A 24,310-nucleotide genomic window follows, 5' to 3' on the forward strand; every position below is an offset into this window, starting at 1 on the left:
CATATGAGTCTTTCTAATGATAGTTTGATCGCTTTTCATTATAAGTCATATGGGACTTTTTGTGTATACACCCAAAAAGCCCTATAATATCTGAATGAGATTTACCCACTACAGATATTATAGAGCCGCTTTTTCTCTAATAAGAGCTTTAGCCATTATCCCATAGGGCTTGGCGGGGAACAGCCGCCAGTAATAGCGAGCTGTTATACTCTTTTAGTTTATCTTTTATTACTTCGTTAGTTCACTTTGCCGTACTCCAATACGGCCTGTACTGCTACAACGCAAGGAGGCGAAAACCATTACTTTTTCGCCAACAAAGCTAGTAAGGCAGCTAGGCAGTCCACTATAGTGGCTACCGTTAGTTTATGAACTGTTTTAGCAGTCATAAAGTTTGCTGAATTACCTTGTACTAAAAGCAACCTAAAAGACTATGCTTGGGAGTTGAACGGAAATCAAAGCCAGCTGATGCTGAAATCACTTTAAGGTTCCCTATAGTAGGGAACCTTTTTCTATAGAATATAGAAATGTGCTATAATAAACAAAATAGAAATATAATGTACAAAGTCAGTTGTTTATAATTAAAGTACAAAAATGGAGATAATAGTTTACAATGAAGCGGATAAAAGTTGATGTAGTTGCTGTGCCTTTAAGTGGTCACCTCTATCCTATTATGGACTTGGCAAAACCGCTCCTTGAAGATAATCGCTATCAAGTCCGCCTATTTACGGGACCACAAAAAGCAGAAATAGCTCGGCAGGCAGGTTTTGAAGTACGTACTTTTTTGAAAAATGATGTCGAAAAGTTTGAAAAGGTTGCGAATAATGATAAGCAATTGACAATTTTATCTGCCTATCGTCAAATTTCTGCTAGTGTTGATATTATTAATGCTGTGTCTGATTTTTTTCTGGCAGAATGGGCAACAGACCAACCGGATATAGTGTTGGCTGATTTTATTACTTTATCAGCAGGATTGGTGTGTCAGCAATTAAATATCCCTTGGATTACCAGCATGGCAACACAGTTTGCTATTGAAAGTCAAGATGGGCCGCCTTGCTTTTTTGGTGGCTGGAGAGATGGAGAAAGCATTTGGATTCGCTGGCGCAATGCCTGTGGCCGTCAATTGACCCGTTTGAGTAAACGCTTAGTTACTTTTTTGATTAGAAAGAAAATAGCTCGTTATCATTTTAAAATGTATAATGAAAAGGGAAATGAAAGCATTTATTCTCCCTACTCTATCCTTGCACTGGGTATGAAAGAATTGGAGTTGAAGTCAAGATTTCCCAATCATTTTATTTGGGCAGGACCAGTCTGTTCTTCTTTTGAACAAGCCTCAAATTTTTCCTTTGATCTCCTTAGGAAGGAGCAGAAAAATGTCTTGTTAACTTGTGGTACGCAACTTGAATGGGGGAGGGACAATCAAATAAAAATTGCTTTACGTTTGGGAGATTTACATCCAGATTGTCATTTTATTGTAACGCTAGGAAATGCTAGCAAAATGTCAGAAGCAGCAGTACAGCTGTCAGAGAATGTAACCGTAGTCCAATATATACCATACACTACTTATATCCCATTGATGGATATGGTTATCCATCATGGGGGTGCGGGCATTTTTTATAACTGTGTTAAATATGCGAAACCAGCTTTGATTTTACCGCATGATTATGATCAACCTGATTTTGCAGTGCGTGGAGAGGTTGCCAATATTGCTTATGTCGCGGATAAGATGGATATAGACGAGATTTGTAGTCAATTTGATAAATTGATTCATCGGAAAGATTGGTCAGAACTTCAAGATTTACAAAAAGCCTTTGAAAATTACCATCCTTCGGAACGCTTAAAGGAAGAAATTGATAGAATTTTGGAGATGAAAAAATGCGAATCTTAATCACAGGAGCAACAGGATTTTTAGGTGGCTATCTTATTCAAGAGTGTTTAAATCAAGGTCATAGCATTATCGCTTTTGGACGTAATGACAAAGTAGGTCAGCAACTTCAAGGAGAAAAAGTAACTTTTGTTAAGGGAGATTTCACTAAAAAAGAGGAGCTTGAGCGAGCCTTCCAAATGGGAATTGACCAAGTGGTGCATGCAGGTGCCTTGTCAACAGTGTGGGGGAAATGGCAAGATTTTTATCAAGCTAATGTTTTAGGTACACAACATGTCCTTGATTTATGTCAAAAGTACCCAGTGGAACGTCTAGTCTTTGTTTCCTCACCGAGTATTTATGCCAAAGCTGAAAATCAAAATTTAGTAAGAGAAAATCAAGTGCCTGCTGAAAATCATTTATCCTACTATATTGAAAGTAAGATGATGGCAGAAAAAATGGTTATTCGTTCGTCTGTACCTTATGTGATTATTCGTCCTCGGGGTCTTTTTGGTGTGGGTGATACTAGTATCATTCCTCGATTGTTGGGAATTCATGATAAAATTGGTATTCCGCTGATACATCAAGGTCAGCATTTGGTTGATGTGACTTGTGTGGAGAATGTTGCTTATGCTATTAGATTAATGTTGGACAAAGAAGTAGCCTTAGGTCAGGTCTATAATATTACCAATGATGAGCCAATGACCTTTAAACATCTTCTTGACTTATTTTTCAAGGAAATGGCTATCCAAGGAAAATACATCTCAGTTCCTAAGTGGGTCATGGCCTGTGCAGCCCACACCATTGAAATGACATACAAACTCTTGCACATTTATAAGGAACCTAAATTAACAAAATATACTTATTATTTACTTACTTATAGTCAGACTTTGTCTGTTCAGAAAGCTAAGAGTGAGTTAGGCTATAAGCCCATTATGACAATAGAGGAGGGAATCCATCACTATGTCAAAAGTCAAAAAAATTGATTACTTTGCCTGTGGTTCCTGCAAAAATCAAGCTTCCTTGTTATTTAAATCTCAACCTAGGAAAACGATTATTTTTCCAGCTGGTGTTTTTCTCATTCATCATGAAAACTTAGGTTATATTCTTTATGATACAGGATACAGTTATGATGTTATGAAACCCACCCCAAGAAATATCGCCTATAGGCTGCCCAATCCTATTAGAATGACAGCCCAAGATACGATTGATGCCCAACTGCAGCAGATAGGTATTCCGGCATATGCTATTAAAACAGTTCTGGTATCTCACCTGCATCCAGATCATATTGGACGTTTGAAGGCTTTTCAACAAGCGACTTTCTATCTCACTGCGGATTGTTACAAGACTTATCAAAAGTCCAGTATGAGAGATCTGGTTTTCCGTGATTACTTCCCAGATGATTTTGATAAGCGATTGGTTATTTTAAAAATGACCCAGAAGTCAGAGGTTTTAGAAGAGCAAGCTTGCTATGATTTTGCTGAAGATGGAAGTATGATACTTTATTCCCTAGATGGACATGCGAGAGGACAAATGGGACTTCATATGCCAGAGAAAAATATTTTTCTAGCGGCTGATGTACTTTGGGGCATAGAATTTTTGGATAAAGCTCAAGATATGAAACGAATACCAAAACTGATTCAACAGGATTTTCAAGCCTATCTTGCTAGTGCAAAATTGATGAAGAATTTAATTGAAAAAGGAGTACGAGTTCTTTTCAGTCATGATCGCCAAGAACGTATCAGAGAGGTTTTGCATGAATAAATTCTTGTTTTTAAAAACATTCGTTCGCGTCAGGTGGCTGGAAAAATGGAATAACCGACAAAAAATAGAAAATCATCAGCAAATACTTCTAAAAAACTATAAAAAATATATGGAAGAACATTCCCCATATTTTGCTAATCATGGCTTTAATGAAGCGTTTCAGATGGATAAAAGATTTATGATGGAGCACTTTGATGAGCTTAATACAGTAGGTGTTCCGCAAGATAAAGCGCTAGCCTTGGCAAGAGAAAGTGAGCGCACACGTGATTTTTCTCCCACTTATCACGGTATTTCGATTGGGTTATCATCTGGAACTTCAGGGCACTATGGTATTTTTTTAACCAGCCCTTATGAACAGACTATTTGGGCAGCAACTATTCTGGCCAAAATGCTCCCCAAGAGGCATTTATTTGGGCATCGTATAGCCTTTTTCCTGCGTTCGGATAATAACTTGTACCAATCAGTTAATTCTCCAGTTTTACACTTGGATTATTATGATATGGAAAAAGAGATTACTGAGCATATTCATCACTTGAATCAGCAGCAGCCAACCATTTTAATTGCACCAGCTTCGGTACTGAGGCAGCTGGCGCAGTTATCTCAAGAAGGTTTGCTCCATGTCACTCCTAAGCGGATTATCTCTGTTGCAGAAATATTAGAAGATAGTGATCGAAGCTTTATTGAAGAGGCTTTTCATCAGCCCTTGCATCAAGTATATCAAGCAACTGAAGGTTTTTTAGGAGCAACTTGTCAAAAAGGTAAATTGCATCTTAATGAAGAGGGGTTAATCTTTGAAAAAGAATGGCTTGATAGCCAGCGATTTTATCCGGTTATTACGGATTTGAAACGACGTAGTCAGCCTTTCTATCGCTATCGGTTAAATGATATTTTACAGATAGACCCTGAAGGCTGCTCCTGTGGTTCTGCATGTTTGGTTATCAAGAAGATCGAAGGACGTTCAGATGATATTTTTCATTTGCTTGGTGCAGATGGTGTGACGAAATGGTTAATTTACCCTGATTTTATCCGCCGTTGCTTGTTGATGGTATCGAAAATAGGAGAGTATCAAGTCAAACAAACTCAGAGCTCTGTTTTAGAGATTGCTCTAACTGAACATGATAAAACGGTGGAGGATGAAATTAGAAGTAGTTTTCATCAATTGGAGAAAGAATTTGATTTGGCACCATTGCATATTCAATTTATTCCTTACCAACTGGAAAAGAGGAAAAAATTACGCAGAATTATTTGCCAATTGCCTGAAAAATAGGAGAGAAAAATGAGAAAATTACAAATTAAAGGATATGGAACGGCATTGCCAAAGTCTTATGTAGAATTTGGCGGTGAGCGACGTTATCGAGTAAGTGCAGATGAGACTCAGCTTCAACTGGCAGTTGAAGCCTGTCAAAAAGCCTTAGATAAGGCTGGAATTGTGATTCAAGATATTGACCTTTTAGTTTCAGCATCTGCTGTTGGAATTCAACCCATCCCTTGTACAGCAGCTTTAATCCATGAACAACTGGCTAAAGTAACTTCCATTCCAGCCATGGATATCAACACGACCTGTACTAGTTTTGTGACGGCCCTAGATGTGGTGTCGCATTTTATTGCTGCTGGGAGTTATCAGCGTGTGTTAGTTGTATCTAGCGAAATCGGTTCACGAGGTTTAAATCCAAATCAAAAAGAAAGCTATGAGTTATTCGGCGATGGGGCAGCAGCTTTTATTTTTGAAGCGACAGAACAAGAGAAAGGAGTTGTTGCCAGTAAGCAACAAACCTGGTCAGAAGGAGCTCATGATACCGAAATTCGTGGTGGCTTGACTGCCCTTCCTCCCTATGAATATAGTGAAAAACGAAAATCAGATTATCAATTTGATATGAAGGGAATCAAAATTTTAGGATTAACAGCTAAAAAATTACCCAGAATGCTGTCTGACTTCTTGGAAAGTCAGAATCTGTCAACCAAAGACATTGATTTTGTTATTCCACATCAGGCAAGTAAAGCTTTACCGCTTGTTATGAAAAAATTAAGCTTCAAAGAGGAGCAATATTTAAATATTGTTCCTAAGTATGGAAATATGGTTTCTGCCTCTATTCCTTTCGCCTTAGCTTATGCTATGGATAAAAACATTATTAAAGAAGGTCAATTGATTGGGTTGATGGGAACTGCTGCTGGTTTGACAACAAATTTGTTATTACTCAGATTATAATAATCGTTTATTCAGATTAACATTACAGAGTTTTGCAGATGTGAAAATGATTATTAGTTAAAATAGTTTATATACTTTATAATGAAAGATGTCCGACGGCAGCAAAGCTACCCACACAGAAAGCATCACAGAATTTACAGAAAACATTCTTAAAGATATTGAACGCAAGTCACGTCCAGAAGAATCCGTTGAATAAAGTAGCAGATATTGTGATGAAAAGCAGGGAGACGATAATTTTCCCTGCTTTTTCTAATAAGAGCTTTAGCCAAATCCCGTAGGGCTTGGCGGGAAACAGCCGCCAGTAATACCGAGCTGTTATACTCTTTTAGTTTATCTTTTATTACTTCGTTAGCTCACTTTGCCGTACTCCACAATACGGCCTGTACTGCTGTAACGCAAGGAGGCGAAAGCCATTACTTTTTCGCCAACAAAGCTAGTAAGGCAGTTAGGCAGTCCACTATAGTGGCTACCGTTAGTTTATGAACTGCTTTAGCAGTCATAAAGTTTGCTGAATTACCTTGTACTAAAAGCAACCTAAAAGACTATGCTTGGGAGTTGAACGGAAATCAAAAACAGTCCGGTGGACTGTTTCAGGTCAGCAACTAAAAACTAGGGCTTGCTGAGAAATCGAATTCTTTGAATGACCGATTTTTGTCCCTCTCTTTTTTGGTTTTTGAGAGTATAATGTAGAGTAAATCTACTATATTGTATAGCATAGGTTTGTACAGTGAACATGTAATGCGGTTATAATAATTGTAACTTTGAAAGTTGGTGATGTTATTGAATTCAGTGATGAAAAATACAGCAGCCTCAATAGGGGAAGCCTTAGCAGAAGGCGCTGTTATCGTTCCAAATATTATCTTTGCAGGACTCTTATATCAACATTATGGTTATTATCAATTTTTACTTCCTTTTGTCTTATTATACTCATTTGAAAAAGCGGGGGTCTTTGTTATACAGGGATTTGGCAGACTAAAAAATCCATACAAAGTTTTAAGATATAGCATCTTGCTAGCTATTTTGGGAACTTGTCTTTGTTTATTTGGTGATTTTTCTTTTGTATTTTGGGAAATAGGCGCTGTTCTAGTAGGACTTGGTTTAGCTAACTACAATGCGCTTTTTAAGACAATCAAAAGTATTTTAAAAGAAAAAAATGAATGGGTATATAAAGGGTCACTGATTAAAGCTTATTTCATTTTAGGGATTACCATTTTGCTATTTTTATCTTTTCGCCACACTTCAATAACCTTGGTCTTTGCTCTCTTTTTGCTACTTTTGGTCATTTCATATAGTTTTATCTATCAACTGGAACAAGAATCAAGATTTAATCAGCAAGCTCCTTTTGAAAGAAAGAGAGATTCTTGGCGGCATTTTATCCCAGCTATTTGTATGCTGCTTTTCTCATTTTTTACCAGATTGCTAAAACAGACAGCAAATACAGATTATGCTTTATATATTGGGCTTGCTCTCTGTTTATTTATTGTTGTTAGTCTCCTCTTTAGATCTTTGCATTTTTCTTTGCAAGCTCTATTTACCCTATGGTTTGGCGCTGCAAGAAATTTTTTAGTCATCTATAGTCTTATCTATTTCATAGCTATTGATAAACTTTACATGGTTGGGTTTGCTTATGCAATGCTTGTCCTAGGCTTAATGCTTTCGATGACAATAAGAAAGAAACTTCAACAGATTGTCGGTAAATCTTATTTTGTCATCACTTGTTTACTGGCTAGCATGGCAAGTTTTCTATTGCTTTTATCACCTGTAACCTACCTCCTAGGTATTCTGCTAAGTTCTACTTTTATTGCTAGCGGCAATCATTTCGTTCTGCAAAAATTCACAAAAGATGAACGATTGCCTTTTTTAGAAAGAAGAATTATCCGTTCCAAATTTTACGGACTGGGAGCTATTATGCAACAGGTTGTTTTGCTCTTAACTTTGATAGTTGTTTCTTGGAGTCAAAATCACAAGTCAGCCTTAAGTGCTTATGCTCTCTCAAGTAATAGCAAAAATATAGAAGGTGTTTTCTTTTATACAAGAATCATTTGCCTTGCTTTTATTGGAATTACTGCACTAGGTTTAGTTTTAATCAATAAAAGGAAGAAATTTTAACAGCTATGAAGCTTGTATAAAATTTGTGTATCAAACTAAGATGATGTAACTTTGCAAGGGAGTTAAACAGAAATCATCGTTGGGGATAAAGAAATGGCAGACGGCACCGTCAACGTCCGCCGCTACGGCAGTAAAGCTACCCACACAGAAAGCATCGCAGAATTTACAGAAAACATTCTAGCTGATATCGCCCGTAAATCAAAACCAGCTGATGCTGAATAGGTAAAAGAAGAAGTCCATGTGGCTTCTTTTTTGCTACGATTCTTAACAAAAAAATCTTATTTTGCCAGCGAAACTTGCTTGAAAGTGGGGTAAGAATTCCCTATAATGTAATCAATTTAAAAAAGGTAGGAAAAGTATGATAAGTGAAACGATTCTTCTATTGAGAAAAAAGTTAGGTTATTCTCAGGAAAAATTAGCTGAAAAGGTAGGCGTATCTCGTCAGACCCTTAGTAAATGGGAACTGGGGGAAAGCTTACCGGATATTGTCTCTTCAAACCATTTGGCAGAGATTTTTGGTATCAGCTTGGATGAGCTGGTTAACGGAGATGAATCTCCTTTTGCAGGCAAAGCCAAAGAGGGTAAATATATCTTTGGAACAGTAACGGTTGGTGAAAAAGGACAAATCGTCATTCCTGCACAGGCAAGGAAACTATTTGATATCAAAAAGGGCGATAACCTTATGGTTTTGGGGGATATCAATCAAGGCTTAGCCTTATTGGACAGCGATTTCTTTGTTCAAGCTTTTGAAGAAATGGGGATACTCAAATGAAAAAAATAACTGTTTTTGGGATTGGCTTTACCTTGTTAATGTTTTTTCTGAATCTGATTGGCTGCTATGATTTTGTCATGGTAATAACGCGCAATCAGGCTTATTTTGCGGAACATTATAGCCCAGCCATTGAGGCTTACTTTACCAACTATCCTCTCTTCTTTTTGATATTATGGATAAGCAATTTATTGGGTGGGATATTGACTCCGATGTTCTATCTTTTCAAAAAGAAATCAGCTTTTATTTTAGCTGGACTAGCCTTTTGGACAGATGCCATACTAATACTATTGACCAGTCTTTTTAGGAATCGTATTCAGCTTTTTGGTTGGCAATTCGTTTTTGATTTGCTCATTTTAGGATTGTTTGGCGTCTATTATATGTATTTGCGGAGCCTTGTGAAGGGGAATACTCTTTGAAAATCAAAATAAGACGTCGTTAACGTCGCCTTGCCTACTCTAGTGATACAAGTTAGGTTTGTCTCATTTCAGCCTTCAACTATTCACTGGATAATTGAAGTTGTCTGCGGCTCGTTGCGACGCGAGGAGGTAAAATCGATATTATTTCACCAACGAGCTAGTAAGGTCTTTAGCCAGCTCCATAGAGCTTGGCGTAGAAAATCCAGCGTTAGCGGATTTTCTTAAGACGTTGCCTAGTCTAGATTGATTTTCTTTGAGTATAAAGAAGAAATAAGCCCTTTCAGTCAGTTCCATTAAGCTATTTAAGCTTGTTCGACTATGTACTTGTAAGGATGCCTTGTTAAAACCAAATCAGTAACAATGGAATCACTGCTATCAAGAATCTGCTTCTGTCTTATTGCCTTTTTTGTTATAATATGGTGTTGAAAGGAGGGAGCCTATGTGGTCAATTTTAGGAAATTATTCATTTTCCCAAACAGGTCTGAACAAACGCTATCATCAAGCTAGACAGCTGCTTTTATGGGAAAGTGCAGGATGGACTAGGGAAGATGTAAAGCAAATAGCTAAAAGAGATTTACAGTTATCTGATTTTTGCATAGGCTCTCAGGTTTTTCATCTCTTATGGCGGGCTGCTTATGCGGCTAAAAAACCGCAAGAATTATTAACGATTGTCTTAGAGATGGCTGCTATGCCGGAAGAATTATCGGGTGATTTACAGGAAAATCAAAAATTAGTTGGTCGTTTTTCAAATGACTTGGCGCCAGACCATGCTTTTTGGCATGATTTTTCACTTCTGGTTCAAGAGGTTTTTCCAAAGGACGAACTCAGTGCTAAGACAAATTTTGCCAAACGCATTCACCAATTTCGTTATGTCATTTCCAGTCAGCAGGCGCAATATATCAGAAAGCATTTCAAAGAAAACGGAATGACGGATAAAGAAGCGCTAGCTATCTTTCTAAAAAGAAAACGATACAGCTTGATGGACAAGGGACGTCTGCATCAGAAGATTAAATACGAGGCAGATGAGGTTATTTATCCAGATGGTCAAATCAGTCTTAATCTGAAAGTACTGCTGCATCGTCATACGGAATTTATACTGGACAGCCAAGGAAATTTTCTGAATGAAGCAGATGCAGAAGTAATTCGTCAAAATGGCATTATCAATGGAGCCAGTTTTAATTACGGAACTTTTAAACGCCATGTTCAGCTGGATGTAGCTCCTGTAAAACCGCATGATCCCACCTTCAGAAGAAAATTAGCAAAATCTTTTCGAGCTCCCAATACGGTGAGAAAATTTTTCTTTAGGAGAACACCGCAGGATTTTGAAAGATCATTTTTTACCCCAAAGGGGCTTTATGCTCAAAATGGTCGTTCCTTAAATCGGCTGCTTAAAAAAGAAGCTAGAGAATTTCGGAAATTGGTTCGAAATTTTCCCAGCTAATTTACTTTTTTTCAGTCATTTTGTCTGTTCTTTTGCCCAAATAAAATAGAGAGAGCTGTCATAAGATGGCTCTTTTTGTTATGAAATCAAGATAGGCATATTTTATGGGAATTGTCAGTTTTTATGCTCATATTTGCCATAAAAATAATTTATAACTGGACATAAAAAAGATAGATTATGCAAGCTGTTACAGGCATGTTAAGATAACAAAAAAGAAATTGAGGTACTTACTATGTCTAAATTTACTATTCATACAATCGAATCTGCGCCAGAAGAGGTTAAGGGAGTTCTTGAAACTGTTAAGGAAGATAACGGTGGTTATATTCCCAATCTAATCGGGCTTTTGGCTAATGCACCAACAGCACTTGAGACCTACCGGACGGTTGGCGGTATTAACCGTCGCAACAGTTTAACGCCCACTGAACGCGAAGTTGTTCAGATTACGGCTGCGGTTACTAATGGCTGTGCTTTTTGTGTAGCTGGACACACCGCCTTTTCAATCAAGCAAATTCAAATGGCACCAGATCTGCTTGAAGCGCTTCGCAACAGTACACCGATTGATGATGATCCAAAGCTGGATACTTTGGCCAAATTTACCATTGCTGTTATTAATACTAAGGGCCGTGTTGGTGATGAAGCTTTCAATGATTTCCTTGAAGCAGGCTATACGCGTGAAAATGCTCTTGATGTTATTTTGGGAGTTAGTCTTGCAACGCTTTGTAACTATGCTAACAACATGGCTGACACACCAATCAATGAAGAATTGCAGCAGTACGCAAAATAGTTTGTTTGCTTTGCAAGTGTTTAGAGAAGCTGGCAAGAATTAAGAAAAGTCTCACAGAAAAAACAGGAGGAACTCTATGACCTATCTTTCAAAGGAATTTACAGATTGGCTTGACAGCAATGCGGAAGCGATTGACCAGAAATCAGGCGGCGCTGCAGATGAACTGTTGGAGCGTATTGCAGCAGAAGGTGTTTTCAAGATTGGTGTGCCGACAGAATTTGGAGGAGCTGGCGGCAGTCACACCGAAGCGATTGATGCGCTTACAGAATTAGGGGAGCATTCACTGGTTGCTGCTTTTATCGGTTGGGGGCATCGTACTTTTATCGAAAATATCTTGGAAGCTGACAACAGTTATCTGCGTGACAATTGGCTGCCAGAGCTTTTAACAGGACAGCTGGCAGCAGCTACCGGTTTGTCAAATGCCGTTAAATTTTTATCAAAAATTGAAGAGCTGAATGTTAAAATTATCGAAAAAGATGGCAAACATTATCTACGAGGTCGCTTACCTTGGATAACCAACGTTCGTTCAGATAACTTTGCTGTGCTTTTTGCTGCGGCATATGCCGATAAGAGTAAAGCACCAGTTATTTTAGCGGTACCTCAGTCAGCAGGTATCAAGCGATCAGACGATTTAGAGTTCATATCTCTTCAGGGAGCCAATACGGCTGCACTTACTTTTGATGATATTCCTTTGGATGACAATTGGATTCTCTCTGAAAATGCGCCCGATTTTATTGCGCAAACGCGCCCAGCTTTTTTGGGCTATCAATTTGGTTTGGCCTTTGGCCTAGCTCAGCGCTCTTTGAATGAAGTAGCAGCCACTTTATCAAGCAGCCGTTCGGTTTTAGCAGATGAATACGAAGCAGCTCGGGCAGGGCTTGACCGTATTAAAACGGAGCTTTATAAAGGATTAGAAGATTACGCTTATTTTATTGAGCATCCTAAAGAACTTTTCCAGCTTCGTATTGACATTGTGGATGTAGTTGCAGATAGTCTCCTGCTGGAATTGCAAGCAAGCGGTGGCAGAGGCTACTTTAAAAATTCGACATCAAGCTTTTCACGCCGTTGGAACGAAGGAGCTTTTCTGCCTATCGTGTCTCCAAGTGCAGTTCAGCTCCGCCATATTTTAGCATCAAGTTAAGGAAAGAGGAAGCCTATGATACCATTTTTAAACAGGCTTCCTTTTGCTGTGTCAGGTCTGGGACTTGCCTTAGTCGCATTGGGAAATCTCTTTAAACTGTTTTTAATACCGCTGACCTTCTTTTGCTATTTTTGGGGAAGTTTGGTTTTGCTCTTAGTTTTTCTGAAGCTTGTTTTGACTTGGTCCCAAGCAAGGTTGGAATTTCAGTCGCCAATAATTGCCTCTAGTTTTGCAGCCTTTCTCATGGGACTTCAGCTACTGACCGGTGTGTTTCCTTTTCACAAAGCAATTTGGAGCATCATTGCCCTGATTTTTATTTTTTATCTGATTTGGTTTAGTTATCGGTTTGTCCTCAAAAAGAATTTACGGTTGGTTTTTCCTAGCTGGGTCATTGTTTATATTGGAATTGCAACGATCAGTATATCAGGGGTAGCTTATAAAGAAATAGGCTTATCTTGGCTGATTTGGTCTGTTGCTTTCGTTTTTTATCTCCTTTTGCTGCCAGTCATTTTAGTGAGACTAAGACGTTATCCTTTGGAAAAAACACAAAGACCGCTTCTGGTCATTCTGGCAGCACCAACCTCACTTCTTTTAACGGCTTACCTAAACTTAGGCGGTAGGTCAGTTTGGTTTGCTGGCTTTCTTCTGTTTTTAGCGCAAGCCATTTACCTATGGGAACTTTATCAAGCGATTCGCATTCTTAGTCAGGGTTTCACCCCTCTTTGGTCAGCGCTCACTTTTCCGCTTGTTATTTCAGCCATGACTCTGAGATTAGGTGTTTTGAAGCTGGGATTACTTTTTGTTTTTCCGTTTTTGTCGCTTTTGGAAATGGTGCTGGCGCTCTTAGCTGTTAGTCTGGTCTTCTTTTTATACGCCCGATTTTTCTGGAGAAAAAGCTAAGCTGACACCTTTTATGAATAAGATAACAACAAAACTAGTTTGGTTTTCCAAACTAGTTTTATCTTATCCAATAGTAGACAAAAGGTTATCAGAGGTCGTACTTGGCAGAATGCGAACACGGTTAAGGGTTAGCAATCCATTGCTGGCACTGGCAATTCCTTCATTGGTCGTAAGTCCTAACTGATAGTACTGACTGGCAATGCTGGTTGTAGTATCGGTGTAGCGTCCAGATGGATAAGCGATTGTATTAACTTCGGTGTTTAGATTATTCTCCAAATAAGAGAGGGACTGGCTGAGTTCATCTTCCTGAGTTGTTTGGCTGCTGGCAGATAAATCAGGATGATTTACGGTATGGGATTCAAAGCTTATACCGTTTTTTTGCATTTCCAGCATTTGTTCAATTGTTAGATTGGCCTTTGACCCAGACGAAACAAATTCTGTGATAATGTTATTGGTAGCCTTAGCCTTGTATTTTTTTAGAATAGGGTAGGCCTGTGAGTAGAAATCTTCATCGCCATCATCAAAGGTAAGCCAGACGACTTTTTCAGCCGGCAGCGCATTTTCCGTCAAAGCTCGATAAGCTTCTTCAGGCGTTAGAAAATAATAACCAGCTTCAGACAATGCTTTGATATGGCTTTCAAAGACCTCAGGCGAAACAATCAGATTAGCATTGGCAGACTCAGAAGCATCCATATCATGGACAGCATGATACATGAGGATAGGAATTTTCACTTCCTCATCGTAGTGAGTCCAAGACGTGTCTTTTTTCTTTTGCCCGTTCTTTTTTTCGGTAGTTTTGCTGCTGGAAATAGCAGAGCTGCTGCTAGCAGAAGTGCTGGCAGCCGTATCAGCCGATTTTTGTTTGCCTCCCAATAGCAGAGCTAGAAAAATAAGTACAAGGATATTGGCTGCAATAAGAACCAAATTAATCAATAGCCGTCTTTTTTTTGTCTTAGTTTTGACAGATCTTGCTTTCATAGAACTCCCCTTCAATAAATATTTCTAATTGGTTACTATTGTAACAAAAAATAGCTGAAATTGTTACCGATTTCCTGTATATCCAGATGAAAATTTGATATAATGTTAGAAACGTTTACTTTCTAAGGAGAAGATATGTCTATTAAAATTGGTTTGCTTGGTTTTGGAACAGTAGCAAGCGGTATTCCCTTTTTGCTGTCAGAAAATAGTGAAAAAGTTGTGGCTGCCTCGCGTGATGAACTTGAAATTGCCAAAGTTCTCGTCAAAGATGATGAAGAAAAGAATCGTCTAATTGCAGCTGGCAATGACTATCATTTTGTCACAAATGTTGACGAGATTCTAAACGACACCGATATTCAAATCGTGGTTGAATTGATGGGACGTATTGAACCTGCTCGTACCTTTATCACCAAGGCGCTTGAGGCTGGTAAAAACGTGGTTTCAGCCAACAAAGATTTGATTGCAACTCATGGTAAGGAGCTCATTGCGCTGGCTCAGGAAAAAGGTGTGGCTTTTTATTATGAAGCTGCAGTTGCTGGCGGTATTCCAATTTTACGTACTTTAGCCAATTCATTGACTTCAGATAAGGTGACACGTATTCTTGGAGTACTCAATGGAACGTCAAATTTTATGATGACCAAGATGGTTGATGAAGGCTGGACCTATGAAGATGCTTTAAAAACTGCTCAAGAACTTGGCTATGCTGAAAGCGACCCAACCAATGATGTTGAAGGAATTGATGCGGCTTATAAAGCTGTTATTCTCAGTCAGTTTGGCTTTGGCATGACGATTGATTTTGAAACGGTTGAGCATAAGGGTATCACTACGATTACGCCTGATGATGTGGCTGTCGCTCAGGAATTGGGCTATGTTATTAAACTGGTTGGCGATGTTCGCGAAGTTGAATCAGGTGTTTCTGCCGAAGTATCACCGACCTTCTTACCAAAAGAGCATCCGCTTGCAAGTGTTAATGATGTCATGAATGCGGTCTTTGTAGAATCAATTGGTATTGGCGAGTCCATGTATTATGGACCAGGTGCCGGTCAAAAACCTACAGCGACCTCTGTTCTTGCTGATATTATCCGTATTTCTCGCCGTATCAAGGACGGCAATGTCGGTAAACCATTCAATGAATTTACCTTAGAAACAAGATTGGCCAACCCAGCAGACATTAAGGCAAAATATTACTTTGCTATTAATGTTCCTGATAAAAAAGGTCAAATTCTCCGCCTAGCAGATATTTTCAATGCTGAAGATGTTTCTTTTGAGCAAGTACTCCAGCAAAAGGCTAATGGTACAAGTGCGCGTGTTGTCATCATCACACACGAACTCAGCAAGACTCAGTTGGAAGCTGTTAATACCCAATTAGAAGCTCAGTCAGACTTTGACGTGGTAAATATTCTTAAAGTCTTGGGTGACTAAAGCTGTCACTCTACCTCTTTTGATCTTATCTAAGCCTGATAGATGTATCAGCCAATTATAAGATTAAGGTCATGATAACTAATTTGCTACTTGGCAGCGTTAAAAAGAAAGGAGTGGATGGCAGCTTTTCTTGGCCGTCCAGATAGATTCATATGTCTTTGCGAATTACTGTCCCTGCAACATCTGCCAATATTGGACCAGGATTTGATTCTGTCGGTGTTGCCCTTTCAAAATATCTAACCATTGAAGTGTTAGAACCAGCGGACTCTTGGTTTGTTCAGCATGACTTAGGTGAGGATATTCCGACTGATGAAGAAAATCTGCTTATTTCAACAGCTTTGGCGGTCAAGTCCGATTTGTCTCCTCATAAATTGGTGATGAAAAGTGATATTCCGCTGGCTCGTGGTTTAGGCTCTTCGTCGTCTGTCATTGTGGCAGGTATTGAACTGGCTAATCAGCTGGGCGGCCTTAATCTGTCAGATGATGATAAATTAGCTGTTGCAACGGAAATTGAAGGTCATCCTGATAATGTAGCACCAGCTATTTTTGGCAACCTAGTTGTAGCTTCTTATGTGGATGATAAGGTCAATAGTATTGTGACAGATTTTCCGGATTGCGGATTTGTTGCCTTTATTCCTAATTATGAACTTAAGACCTCTGATTCTCGAGGAGTGCTACCCTCTGAGCTCCCTTATAAAGAAGCTGTCGCAGCCTCATCTATCGCCAATGTGGCAATCGCTGCGCTATTTTCAGGTGATCTTAAAAAAGCGGGCAAAGCTATTCAAAGCGACCTTTTTCATGAGCGTTACCGTCAGAGCCTAGTCAAGGAATTTGAAGCAGTTAGGGCTGTGGGTGTCAATAACGGTGCCTATGCCACTTATCTGTCAGGCGCTGGCCCGACAGTTATGGTACTGACTCCTCATCATCAAGCAGCCAAAATCAAATCAGATATAGATGCCCTCGGTTTAGACGGCGAGAGTTTTATTCTGTCAGTAGATACTCAGGGTGTGCATCTTGACTAGAACTAAAAAAGGCCTCCTATTTGCATTAGGGGCCTATCTTTCTTGGGCTTTTATCTCCATTTACTGGAAAGCGCTGTCTGGCGTCAATTCCTACAATTCTTTTTCTTACCGTATTCTTTTCACTTTTATTACCATGTTCATTTACATGTTAATATCAAAAAGAAAAGCCGTCTATCAGGCAGAATTGAGGATGCTTTGGGAGGATAAAAAAGCCTCTTGTCATATGATTTTAGCCAGTCTTTTTATTGCAGTCAACTGGCTGTCTTACATCTACGGTGTCGGTCATGGTCAAGCTACCGAAGCCAGTCTGGGATATTATATTATGCCGCTGGTTTCTGTGTTACTGTCAGTTTTAGTTCTTAAAGAAAGGCTGAGCAGATTGACTAAACTTTCGGTCTTTCTAGCTTGTGCTGGCGTAGCAGTTTTAGTTTTGCTGACGGCCAAAGTGCCTTTAATTAGCCTTATTTTAGCAGTCTCTTTTGCGGTTTATGGCCTAATCAAAAAGAATGTCCAATTATCCAGTGATGTGGCTATGCTGGTGGAAGCAGGTGTCATTGCTCCGTTTGCCCTAATTTACCTGTTTTTCTTCTCTGGTGAAAGCTTTTTAAGTTACACAGGCATTGAAATGTTTTTGCTTGTTATATCAGGGGTGGTGACAGCAATTCCGCTTTTGCTCTTTGCTGAAGGGGTTAAGCGTGCTCCTCTTAATCAAGTTGGTTTCATCCAATATATCAACCCAACCATCCAGCTTTTTATTGCTATTTTACTCTTTGGGGAAGGTATTACCAGCGGTGAACTTTACGGTTTTGTTCTTATCTGGTTGGCGGTAGCTGTTTTTATCGTGGATCAACTTTATCAATCCGCAAGTTCTAATTTCCAGATGTTGGATCTGAAACAGTCTGCTGCGTTTGGAACAAAATCTTAATATAAAAAGCTTGGAAGAAAAATCATTCCAAGCTTTTTTGAGTTTACGATTACTAATAAATTATTTATCTAGCCATTCTTCTGAAATTTGTTTCATGATAGCTTCCTGTGAGACAACGCCAAATCCCAGCATGTAGGTAGAATAATCAGCGTAGATGACTTTGTCATTTTTGACAGCTTTTAATCTAAAACACGGACAGGTTTATGATAAAGGGACTCCCAGCCAAGTCTTTACAGATAACATGCTGGCGCAGGTCTTTGGGATTTGTGCAACAATCTGTCCCATTAAAAATAGTAGACAAGTCCTGTGTTATGATTTTAGAAAGAATGAGGCTGAGATAAAAGTCTCTAGGACTGTCATATAAATAGCCGTAACAGTTTGACGCAGTGGTTGGGAGAAAGACTTGTTGGCTAGGCCAACTTAGTCTTACCCCTGCATAGTTCATTAGGTGCTTTTGATACTTGCTTCGCAAGTCCTGTTTCCCACCTCAAACAACTCTCAATTGTTTGAGCAATAAACTCTGCTGGTTGGATAGCCTTATCTCTTGCTAGACAAGATACAAAGAGCGTTTACGAGCAAAGGCAAAATAGAAGTTTTGACGAAGAGTCACAAGACTCTAGGAGAAACTATCTTTTTGACCCAGCTCGTAGCCGTGTTCAATTATTAAGATGCAAAGAGCGTTTACGAGCAAAGTCAAAATAGGAGTTTTGACGAAGAGTCACAAGACTCTAGGAAAAACTATCTTTTTGACCCAGCTCGTAGCTCGTGTTCAATTACGCAAGTGATAGCTCCAACAGTTTGGGGAACTATTGGAGCTTATCTAATCCCATGAACCTTAGTTCATATCAATTCCTAATCAACTTGTTCGGAGGTGGGTTAAAAAGGTCTGGGGAACCTTTTAATCGGGAAATAAAACTTGCGAAGCAAGTGTCAAAAAACAGTCCAGCGGACTGTTTCAGGTTAGCAACTAAAAACTAGGGAATGCTGAGAAATCGATTTCAACGAAATCCCGATTCGCTTTTTTGTTTTTAAGCTCATGAAGAAAACATCCACTGGATATTTTCTTTGTCCCCCTCCCGTTCTTTTTTTTGAAGAAATCGGTCTCAAGCCGGATTTCAAGCAATTTCAGCCCTAAGACTGAGGCGAAACGGCATTTATTCTGATAAAGTAGAAAGTAACCTAGATGGGAGAGAAAATCAACTGATGCCCCATATGGCTAGGCAAACCGCTGTAAATTCTTTACAGCTAAATCATTTTGTGTTATATTTGTAATACAAAGGTAAAAGGAGAAGCAAATTGAAAAAAGTACTTCTGGGATTGTTGTCGTTATTTGGTATTTTAGGTATTTTATTTAGCCTATTCACCTTTAAGACAGGCCGTCTTTTCAAAAGAAGATAAAGGAGAAGCGCATGAAAGTTAAACAAATTAGCCAAAAAAGGGTTATTCAATTAATAGCTTTGCTGGGGCTTATCTTTTCTATTTGGCTTTTGATTTACTTCAAGCTGCATCCCAACTTGTTGGCAGTAGGTGGAACTTTCCAGATTAATTTGGTCAAGATGGGGATTTGGGCACCTATTCTCTTTATCCTGCTGCAAATGATTCAAGTAATTTATCCGATTATTCCCGGCGGTATGACCAGTGTTATTGGCCATATCATCTTTGGACCATTGGTAGGATTTATTTACAATTTCACGGGCATTTTTCTTGGCTCATTAGCAGCTTTTGGCTTGGCTAGACGTTACGGCAAAAGCTTTGCAGGAGCTTTCGTTAGCGAAACGACCTACCAGAAGTATACGGGTTATTTGGAAAAAAATGATGGCAAGTTTTTCGCAAGACTCTTAGGTGCGGCTTTTGTTTTGCCAGGTTTTCCGGATGATTTTCTTTGCATGGTAGCCGGCATGTCCAAGATGAGCTGGCAGCGGTTTATTCTCATTTTTCTGATTACAAAACCGGCAACGCTTTATCTTTACACCCTGATTTCCTACAAGGGACTTAATTGGGTGCTGGCTTTATTTTAACAGGACTTAAAAGTTAGAAGCTTGCTTCTGGCTTTTTTGTTTTTTGAAAAATAGCTGTGCTTTGTCAGCTAGAAAAAAACAATTTTTTGTTTTAGCTTTGCTTTTTTCAGAAAAAAGAGTAAACTATAAGTGAAAACGATTACAAAAACGGGAGGAAAACCCTTATGACTAAAGAATTTCAAGCTTTCAAAGATACACTGAGCAATAACAGCCTCAAAGCGATTTATGAAGAAAGTAAATTAGAAATCCAAGATGATCAGTTAGAAGGCACGGAAGCCTTTTCAACGGCTCTGGCGACTCAGATGGCTATTAATCTGCTGGAAACTTATCATAACTGGCTGGAAGAGAAAAATAGAGACAAGTAAGCAAGTGCCTATCGTTTTGCACAGCAGTCTGCAAAGACAGCTTGTGAAGCTGAGGCCATAGGCTTGCAGAGGGTGAAATCCAGCTGAAAGGCATTAGGCATATTGCTTTTTCAGCCAAGTTTTGCTACAATTATGCTATTCAGAGGTATTTTGAGAACAGTCTTTTACAGAAAGCGGTGATGCTGAGAAATCCGCAAAGACTGCAAAAGAGTTGCTGATGTCAAAACTGAAGAAAAAAGCAGCGGGTGATGACCCGAACTTGGGTGGTACCGCGGATTATAAATCATGAATTTCGTCCCTGTCGATTGGCAGGGGCGGTTTTTTGTTGAAGGAAGAAGCAGTTATGGAAACTTTCGCAGCATTTTTAGAGCGGATTAATCAATTTGAGCAGGCAGCATTAGCTTTGCCAGAAGCGGACTTTTTACCTGGTGTTTCTGTAGCAGCAAAAGTCCATCCAGACAATCGTTTTCGTGATTTTTATGGCGATACCGTTGTCTTTGACTTAGCAGAAGCGGATAAGACATGGCTAGCAACTCTTGTCCAAAAGCTCTATGATGAACTGCCTGCCTGTTTTGCCGAGGCCCTTCCTGTCTCCAGCTACCACATGACCCTGCATGACTTGTCAAGTGGATCGCGCCTGAGTAGCTTAATGGCTGAGCTGGAAACCAATCGCCAGAAGCTGAGAAAGCAATTGGCAGATTGGTCTTCATTTTCTCCAAAAATCATGATGAGAAGCCATTTTATCTTTAATATGGTGGATACGAGCTTAGTTATGGGCTTGGTTCCAGACAGAGAGGTAGACTATGACAATTTGATGATTTTGTACAGGCTGGTTGATGACGTGATGCCTTTGCCTTATCCTTTTACGCCGCATATTACTCTAGCCTACTATAATGCCAATGGTTTTTCGGCTGAACACGTGAGAAAGCTGAAAAAGCTTGTTGCAGAGCTAAACAACATGCAGCATGACTTTATTTTGGACAGTGAGAAACTTTACTACCAAACCTTTAGGAGCATGAAAGATTATCAGAGTGTTTTTGCTTTGATGGGAGAGGAGTAAAAAATGAAAATCCCTTTGAAACTTTATTATCCCCTAAATACCTTAAAGCCTGTTGCGGAGAATATCTGGATTGCAGATGGAGATATTGTGGAGATGAGTGCAGGAATAGCTAAGATTCCTTTCTCCACCCGTATGACAGTTGTACGCTTATCAGATGGCAGGCTCTGGTGTCATTCCCCCATTAAGCCATATGCAGAGCTTTTTCAGGCTTTGGATCAACTGGGAGAAATCAGCTATCTGATCGGTCCCAACAAGATTCATTATGCCTATATTGAAGCTTGGACAAGGCGCTATCCCGAGGCTGAGGTCTGGCTGGCGCCGGGGATTGCTGAGCGTGCCCAGTCTCAGAAAATCCCTTTGCCGGCAGGGCAGGAATTGGCAGACCAAGTACCTGTAGCTTGGTCATCTGATCTGGAGCAGCATCTTTTTAAAGGCAGTCGTTTTATGAAGGAAGCTGTCTTTTTCCATAAACCAAGCCAGACGCTTATCTTGACTGATATGATTGAAAATATCGAAACGAAGCAGATGAAAGCTCACCAGAGGCTTCTCTATAAAATCGGAAACAATGCTTATCCTAACGGCAGGACACCGCGTGATTTGCGCCTAACCTTTGCGGGGCATAAAAAAGAAGCGCAGACCAGTTTACAAGTTCTGAAAAACTGGGCTCCTAAAAATATCATCCTAGCTCATGGCCGCTGTCATTTTAGCAATGGACAGGAAGCACTGGAGAAAGCTTTTGAGTGGGTGAAATAGCATACTGAGAAAGGATAGATCTTATGGCTAAAAAGAAGAATCGAAAAAAAGAATTGAAAAAACAGCAAAAGCAAGAAAATAAGATTATTGATTTCATGGCGTTTTTAGAAAATGACAAGGAAAGGAATGATTTCAAAGCTTTCCAAGATTTTGAACGGTCAGAAGAAGAGTTAAAAGAACTTTTTGAAGAATTTGAGCGGACGGGTGACCTTGAAATTTTAGAACAGCTAACTTCTGTTTTAAATTTTGAAGATGTGGAAATGGACGAAGCCGATGAGCTCTTTTACCAAGCAATGGAAGAGGAAGATGAAGAGGTTCAGCTCCGTTTGCTTACCGACTTATTAGCAGCTTATCCTGACCATTTTGAAGCGAACTTCCAATCCTTAATCTTAAGAAGTACAGAGTTTTCAGCTGACTATTTAAAAGAGCTGCAGGATTTTTATCAAGTTGCTTTGGCAGAGTGGAAGAAAGCTGATTATGAATCTTGGTATAGTTTGGAAGCGCGCAGCCCTTTGACCGTTATCACTTTTGTGACAGAGACTTACCTGCAGGAAGGGCTGATTGGTCTGGCAGGACAGGTGGTAGATTTTGTACGCTCTAAAATTGCTGTTGATGACAGATTTCCACCTGGATTTATCCATCTGATGATGAGTGTTTACAATGCCCTCTATCAAGAAGAGGAAATTGAAGACTTTTATGAAGAGCAGCTAGCCCAAGATTGGCAAGATGACGGTGTCCTTGTGCACCTGATTATAGCTAAGTTGCTAAACGGGGACATTGAGGCGGCTAGCGCCTTGTTTGCTGATTTAGCTGAAATCAATTTGGAAGTCGTGGAGACTTTCGATAGTCAATACTGGGTTCACCTATTGTCATTATCAGAGAAAGTTGATGCTTATCGTCCTTATTCTGCGATGTCTTTACGAGTTGCTTTGTACCCTTTACGAACTTTTTTGGAAACCAAACCATTTATTATCCAGCAGATGATGACTTTAGCTGAAGATTATCAGGACAGTTTACCTGATACTCCGCGAAAACGGATGGCGTTTTTGGACTCTGCCTGTATGAAAGGCATTCAGATAGATAAAGGGCGTAGCCTCTGTGATGCCGGCATTCTGAGTCAAGAGGACTTAGAAAAGCACACCGAAAAAGAAATCTTAGCCATTTCAGGCATTGGCCCAGCAACCGTCAAAAAGTTTAAGGAAAATGGTGTGAGGTTTAAAAAATAATCAAGTGATGGATGAACGGAGTAAAGAAAATGAATGAAATCTCTAATTTTGTCCTTTATACTACGCCAAATGGTGAGGTACATCTGGATATCCTTTTACAGGATGAGAATCTCTGGCTGACGCAAAAAGGGATTGCTAAGTTGTTTGGTGTTACCAAATCAACGGTAAGTGAGCATTTAGCTAACATTTATAATGATGGTGAATTGGAAAAAATGGCAACTGTTCGGAAATTCCGAACAGTTCAAAAAGAGGGCAGCAGAGCGGTTCAGCGTGAACTAGAGTACTATAATCTTGACGCTATTATCTCAGTTGGTTATCGTGTTAACTCAACCAAGGCAACACAATTTCGGATTTGGGCGACTAATACCTTAAAAGAATTCATCATCAAAGGATTCGTGCTTGATGATGAGCGGCTCAAGCAGGGACAGACAGTCTTTGGACAGGATTATTTCCGTGAACTCTTAGAACGTATCCGATCCATCCGTGCCAGTGAGCGCCGTATTTATCAGCAGGTAACCGATATTTTTGCGGAATGCGCCATTGACTACGATAGAAATTCAGAGATTACTAAGAACTTCTATGCCATGGTTCAGAATAAGTTTCATTTTGCCATTACAGGCAATACTGCCGCAGAGATTATCTATCATAAGGCGGATGCTGAAAAAGAACAGATGGGACTGACCACTTGGAAGAATGCACCAGATGGTCGTGTGCTGAAATCGGATGTGACGGTGGCTAAAAATTATCTGCAAGAGGACGAAATTCGCCAACTGGAACGAACTGTGACCTCTTATTTTGACTATATTGAAGGCTTGATTGAACGCCGAAATACTTTTACCATGCAGGCCTTGGCCGAAAGCATTGATCGCTTCCTATCTTTCAATGAATACCAAATTTTAGAAGGTAAGGGCAAAATTTCCAAAAAACAGGCAGATGAAAAAGCCAGTCAAGAATATGAGAAATTCAACCGCACCCAGAAAATCGTGTCCGATTTTGATAAGCTGGTAGCTAAAATGAAAGATGGCAATGACAGATGAATATATATGCTTTACTATCAGCTGTGCAGATTTGGCTGATGCTTGCTGAGAAGTGAGTGAGGGGAAGAGTTTAAAGAATTGAAATTATTTGAAGAAATTATCAAGGAGTA

At 39.5% G+C, this 24,310-nt stretch carries 23 protein-coding genes and 1 pseudogene; 23 read left to right on the forward strand and 1 reads right to left on the reverse strand.

The annotated features are described in order from the left end of the window. Positions 1-610: 610 nt before the first annotated feature. From ACVRZ8_RS05975 to ACVRZ8_RS06035, 13 genes and pseudogenes are all read left to right on the forward strand, one after another. Complete coding sequence (locus tag ACVRZ8_RS05975; protein ID WP_447448409.1) at positions 611-1,885, forward strand: nucleotide disphospho-sugar-binding domain-containing protein; 1,275 nt, start codon at positions 611-613, stop codon at positions 1,883-1,885. Further along, the gene (locus tag ACVRZ8_RS05980; protein ID WP_447448410.1) at positions 1,873-2,847 is read left to right on the forward strand and encodes an NAD-dependent epimerase/dehydratase family protein; all 975 of its coding nucleotides are present in this window, start codon (positions 1,873-1,875) and stop codon (positions 2,845-2,847) included. Before ACVRZ8_RS05975 ends, ACVRZ8_RS05980 begins: the two co-directional genes overlap by 13 nt. Further along, a complete protein-coding gene (locus ACVRZ8_RS05985; RefSeq protein ID WP_447448411.1) occupies positions 2,825-3,625 on the forward strand; it encodes an MBL fold metallo-hydrolase in 801 nt (266 codons plus the stop codon). The genes ACVRZ8_RS05980 and ACVRZ8_RS05985 overlap by 23 nt, the downstream gene beginning before the upstream one ends. Continuing rightward, entirely contained in the window at positions 3,618-4,892 is a 1,275-nt protein-coding gene (locus ACVRZ8_RS05990) for a F390 synthetase-related protein (RefSeq protein ID WP_447448468.1), read from the forward strand. The genes ACVRZ8_RS05985 and ACVRZ8_RS05990 overlap by 8 nt, the downstream gene beginning before the upstream one ends. Before the next feature lie 9 nt (positions 4,893-4,901). Beyond that, positions 4,902-5,831, forward strand: a complete 930-nt coding sequence (locus tag ACVRZ8_RS05995) for a 3-oxoacyl-[acyl-carrier-protein] synthase III C-terminal domain-containing protein (protein WP_447448412.1) — start codon at positions 4,902-4,904, stop codon at positions 5,829-5,831. 780 nt (positions 5,832-6,611) lie between these two features. Then, positions 6,612-7,940: a hypothetical protein gene (locus tag ACVRZ8_RS06000; RefSeq protein WP_447448469.1), complete on the forward strand. Its 1,329-nt coding sequence runs from the start codon at positions 6,612-6,614 to the stop codon at positions 7,938-7,940. A gap of 69 nt (positions 7,941-8,009) precedes the next feature. Further along, positions 8,010-8,162 (forward strand): annotated as a pseudogene (locus ACVRZ8_RS06005) (His/Gly/Thr/Pro-type tRNA ligase C-terminal domain-containing protein); the annotation flags it as partial. 136 nt (positions 8,163-8,298) lie between these two features. Further along, complete coding sequence (locus ACVRZ8_RS06010) at positions 8,299-8,712, forward strand: helix-turn-helix domain-containing protein (RefSeq protein WP_003081006.1); 414 nt, start codon at positions 8,299-8,301, stop codon at positions 8,710-8,712. Beyond that, positions 8,709-9,128, forward strand: coding sequence for a hypothetical protein (locus ACVRZ8_RS06015; protein WP_447448413.1), 420 nt, complete (start codon positions 8,709-8,711; stop codon positions 9,126-9,128). Before ACVRZ8_RS06010 ends, ACVRZ8_RS06015 begins: the two co-directional genes overlap by 4 nt. A gap of 439 nt (positions 9,129-9,567) precedes the next feature. Then, positions 9,568-10,569, forward strand: a complete 1,002-nt coding sequence (locus ACVRZ8_RS06020) for a DUF3114 domain-containing protein (RefSeq protein ID WP_447448414.1) — start codon at positions 9,568-9,570, stop codon at positions 10,567-10,569. Between the two features lie 232 nt (positions 10,570-10,801). Then, positions 10,802-11,353 (forward strand): carboxymuconolactone decarboxylase family protein, encoded by a 552-nt coding sequence (locus ACVRZ8_RS06025; RefSeq protein WP_447448415.1) that lies wholly within the window; start codon positions 10,802-10,804, stop codon positions 11,351-11,353. Between the two features lie 76 nt (positions 11,354-11,429). Further along, positions 11,430-12,494, forward strand: a complete 1,065-nt coding sequence (locus ACVRZ8_RS06030; protein WP_447448416.1) for an acyl-CoA dehydrogenase family protein — start codon at positions 11,430-11,432, stop codon at positions 12,492-12,494. Positions 12,495-12,509: 15 nt separating this feature from the next. Continuing rightward, positions 12,510-13,394, forward strand: a complete 885-nt coding sequence (locus ACVRZ8_RS06035; protein WP_447448417.1) for an SLAC1 family transporter — start codon at positions 12,510-12,512, stop codon at positions 13,392-13,394. Between the two features lie 63 nt (positions 13,395-13,457). Here ACVRZ8_RS06035 and ACVRZ8_RS06040 read toward each other — a convergent pair whose 3' ends face one another. Continuing rightward, positions 13,458-14,372: a polysaccharide deacetylase family protein gene (locus ACVRZ8_RS06040; RefSeq protein WP_447448418.1), complete on the reverse strand. Its 915-nt coding sequence runs from the start codon at positions 14,370-14,372 to the stop codon at positions 13,458-13,460. Between the two features lie 135 nt (positions 14,373-14,507). Here ACVRZ8_RS06040 and ACVRZ8_RS06045 point away from each other — a divergent pair, with 135 nt between their 5' ends. From ACVRZ8_RS06045 to ACVRZ8_RS06090, 10 genes are all read left to right on the forward strand, one after another. After that, a complete protein-coding gene (locus ACVRZ8_RS06045) occupies positions 14,508-15,794 on the forward strand; it encodes a homoserine dehydrogenase (protein WP_447448419.1) in 1,287 nt (428 codons plus the stop codon). A 158-nt stretch (positions 15,795-15,952) separates the two neighbouring features. Then, positions 15,953-16,816: a homoserine kinase gene (gene thrB, locus ACVRZ8_RS06050; RefSeq protein ID WP_447448470.1), complete on the forward strand. Its 864-nt coding sequence runs from the start codon at positions 15,953-15,955 to the stop codon at positions 16,814-16,816. Further along, positions 16,809-17,741: an EamA family transporter RarD gene (rarD, locus tag ACVRZ8_RS06055; protein WP_447448420.1), complete on the forward strand. Its 933-nt coding sequence runs from the start codon at positions 16,809-16,811 to the stop codon at positions 17,739-17,741. Before thrB ends, rarD begins: the two co-directional genes overlap by 8 nt. A gap of 154 nt (positions 17,742-17,895) precedes the next feature. Continuing rightward, positions 17,896-18,105: a hypothetical protein gene (locus ACVRZ8_RS06060; protein WP_447448421.1), complete on the forward strand. Its 210-nt coding sequence runs from the start codon at positions 17,896-17,898 to the stop codon at positions 18,103-18,105. A gap of 1,045 nt (positions 18,106-19,150) precedes the next feature. Beyond that, positions 19,151-19,759, forward strand: a complete 609-nt coding sequence (locus tag ACVRZ8_RS06065) for a TVP38/TMEM64 family protein (RefSeq protein WP_447448422.1) — start codon at positions 19,151-19,153, stop codon at positions 19,757-19,759. A gap of 164 nt (positions 19,760-19,923) precedes the next feature. Then, on the forward strand, positions 19,924-20,124 hold the full coding sequence (locus ACVRZ8_RS06070; protein WP_447448423.1) for a hypothetical protein: 201 nt from the start codon (positions 19,924-19,926) through the stop codon (positions 20,122-20,124). A gap of 343 nt (positions 20,125-20,467) precedes the next feature. Next, entirely contained in the window at positions 20,468-21,184 is a 717-nt protein-coding gene (locus tag ACVRZ8_RS06075) for a ligT like phosphoesterase (protein WP_447448424.1), read from the forward strand. A 3-nt stretch (positions 21,185-21,187) separates the two neighbouring features. Next, positions 21,188-21,937 carry a DUF4336 domain-containing protein gene (locus ACVRZ8_RS06080; RefSeq protein ID WP_447448425.1) on the forward strand — a complete coding sequence of 250 codons (750 nt, stop codon included), beginning with the start codon at positions 21,188-21,190 and terminating at the stop codon, positions 21,935-21,937. A gap of 23 nt (positions 21,938-21,960) precedes the next feature. Continuing rightward, positions 21,961-23,163 carry a helix-hairpin-helix domain-containing protein gene (locus ACVRZ8_RS06085; protein WP_447448426.1) on the forward strand — a complete coding sequence of 401 codons (1,203 nt, stop codon included), beginning with the start codon at positions 21,961-21,963 and terminating at the stop codon, positions 23,161-23,163. 29 nt (positions 23,164-23,192) lie between these two features. Continuing rightward, complete coding sequence (locus ACVRZ8_RS06090) at positions 23,193-24,200, forward strand: virulence RhuM family protein (protein ID WP_447448471.1); 1,008 nt, start codon at positions 23,193-23,195, stop codon at positions 24,198-24,200. The last annotated feature ends 110 nt before the right edge of the window (positions 24,201-24,310 follow it).

Source organism: Streptococcus dentiloxodontae (genome assembly GCF_053206925.1).

What these genes read in the sequence shown, in the direction of transcription:
- ACVRZ8_RS06080 (WP_447448425.1), top strand. Translation starts at nt 21,188, where the DNA reads ATGAAAATCCCTTTGAAACTTTATTATCCCCTAAATACCTTAAAGCCT.
- ACVRZ8_RS06070 (WP_447448423.1), top strand. Translation starts at nt 19,924, where the DNA reads ATGACTAAAGAATTTCAAGCTTTCAAAGATACACTGAGCAATAACAGC.
- ACVRZ8_RS06030 (WP_447448416.1), top strand. Translation starts at nt 11,430, where the DNA reads ATGACCTATCTTTCAAAGGAATTTACAGATTGGCTTGACAGCAATGCG.
- ACVRZ8_RS06085 (WP_447448426.1), top strand. Translation starts at nt 21,961, where the DNA reads ATGGCTAAAAAGAAGAATCGAAAAAAAGAATTGAAAAAACAGCAAAAG.
- ACVRZ8_RS06015 (WP_447448413.1), top strand. Translation starts at nt 8,709, where the DNA reads ATGAAAAAAATAACTGTTTTTGGGATTGGCTTTACCTTGTTAATGTTT.
- ACVRZ8_RS06090 (WP_447448471.1), top strand. Translation starts at nt 23,193, where the DNA reads ATGAATGAAATCTCTAATTTTGTCCTTTATACTACGCCAAATGGTGAG.
- ACVRZ8_RS05975 (WP_447448409.1), top strand. Translation starts at nt 611, where the DNA reads ATGAAGCGGATAAAAGTTGATGTAGTTGCTGTGCCTTTAAGTGGTCAC.
- ACVRZ8_RS05990 (WP_447448468.1), top strand. Translation starts at nt 3,618, where the DNA reads ATGAATAAATTCTTGTTTTTAAAAACATTCGTTCGCGTCAGGTGGCTG.
- ACVRZ8_RS06020 (WP_447448414.1), top strand. Translation starts at nt 9,568, where the DNA reads ATGTGGTCAATTTTAGGAAATTATTCATTTTCCCAAACAGGTCTGAAC.
- ACVRZ8_RS06075 (WP_447448424.1), top strand. Translation starts at nt 20,468, where the DNA reads ATGGAAACTTTCGCAGCATTTTTAGAGCGGATTAATCAATTTGAGCAG.
- ACVRZ8_RS06035 (WP_447448417.1), top strand. Translation starts at nt 12,510, where the DNA reads ATGATACCATTTTTAAACAGGCTTCCTTTTGCTGTGTCAGGTCTGGGA.
- ACVRZ8_RS06025 (WP_447448415.1), top strand. Translation starts at nt 10,802, where the DNA reads ATGTCTAAATTTACTATTCATACAATCGAATCTGCGCCAGAAGAGGTT.
- ACVRZ8_RS06040 (WP_447448418.1), bottom strand. Translation starts at nt 14,372, where the DNA reads ATGAAAGCAAGATCTGTCAAAACTAAGACAAAAAAAAGACGGCTATTG.
- ACVRZ8_RS05985 (WP_447448411.1), top strand. Translation starts at nt 2,825, where the DNA reads ATGTCAAAAGTCAAAAAAATTGATTACTTTGCCTGTGGTTCCTGCAAA.
- ACVRZ8_RS05995 (WP_447448412.1), top strand. Translation starts at nt 4,902, where the DNA reads ATGAGAAAATTACAAATTAAAGGATATGGAACGGCATTGCCAAAGTCT.
- ACVRZ8_RS06045 (WP_447448419.1), top strand. Translation starts at nt 14,508, where the DNA reads ATGTCTATTAAAATTGGTTTGCTTGGTTTTGGAACAGTAGCAAGCGGT.
- ACVRZ8_RS06065 (WP_447448422.1), top strand. Translation starts at nt 19,151, where the DNA reads ATGAAAGTTAAACAAATTAGCCAAAAAAGGGTTATTCAATTAATAGCT.
- ACVRZ8_RS06010 (WP_003081006.1), top strand. Translation starts at nt 8,299, where the DNA reads ATGATAAGTGAAACGATTCTTCTATTGAGAAAAAAGTTAGGTTATTCT.
- ACVRZ8_RS05980 (WP_447448410.1), top strand. Translation starts at nt 1,873, where the DNA reads ATGCGAATCTTAATCACAGGAGCAACAGGATTTTTAGGTGGCTATCTT.
- ACVRZ8_RS06060 (WP_447448421.1), top strand. Translation starts at nt 17,896, where the DNA reads ATGACTTTGTCATTTTTGACAGCTTTTAATCTAAAACACGGACAGGTT.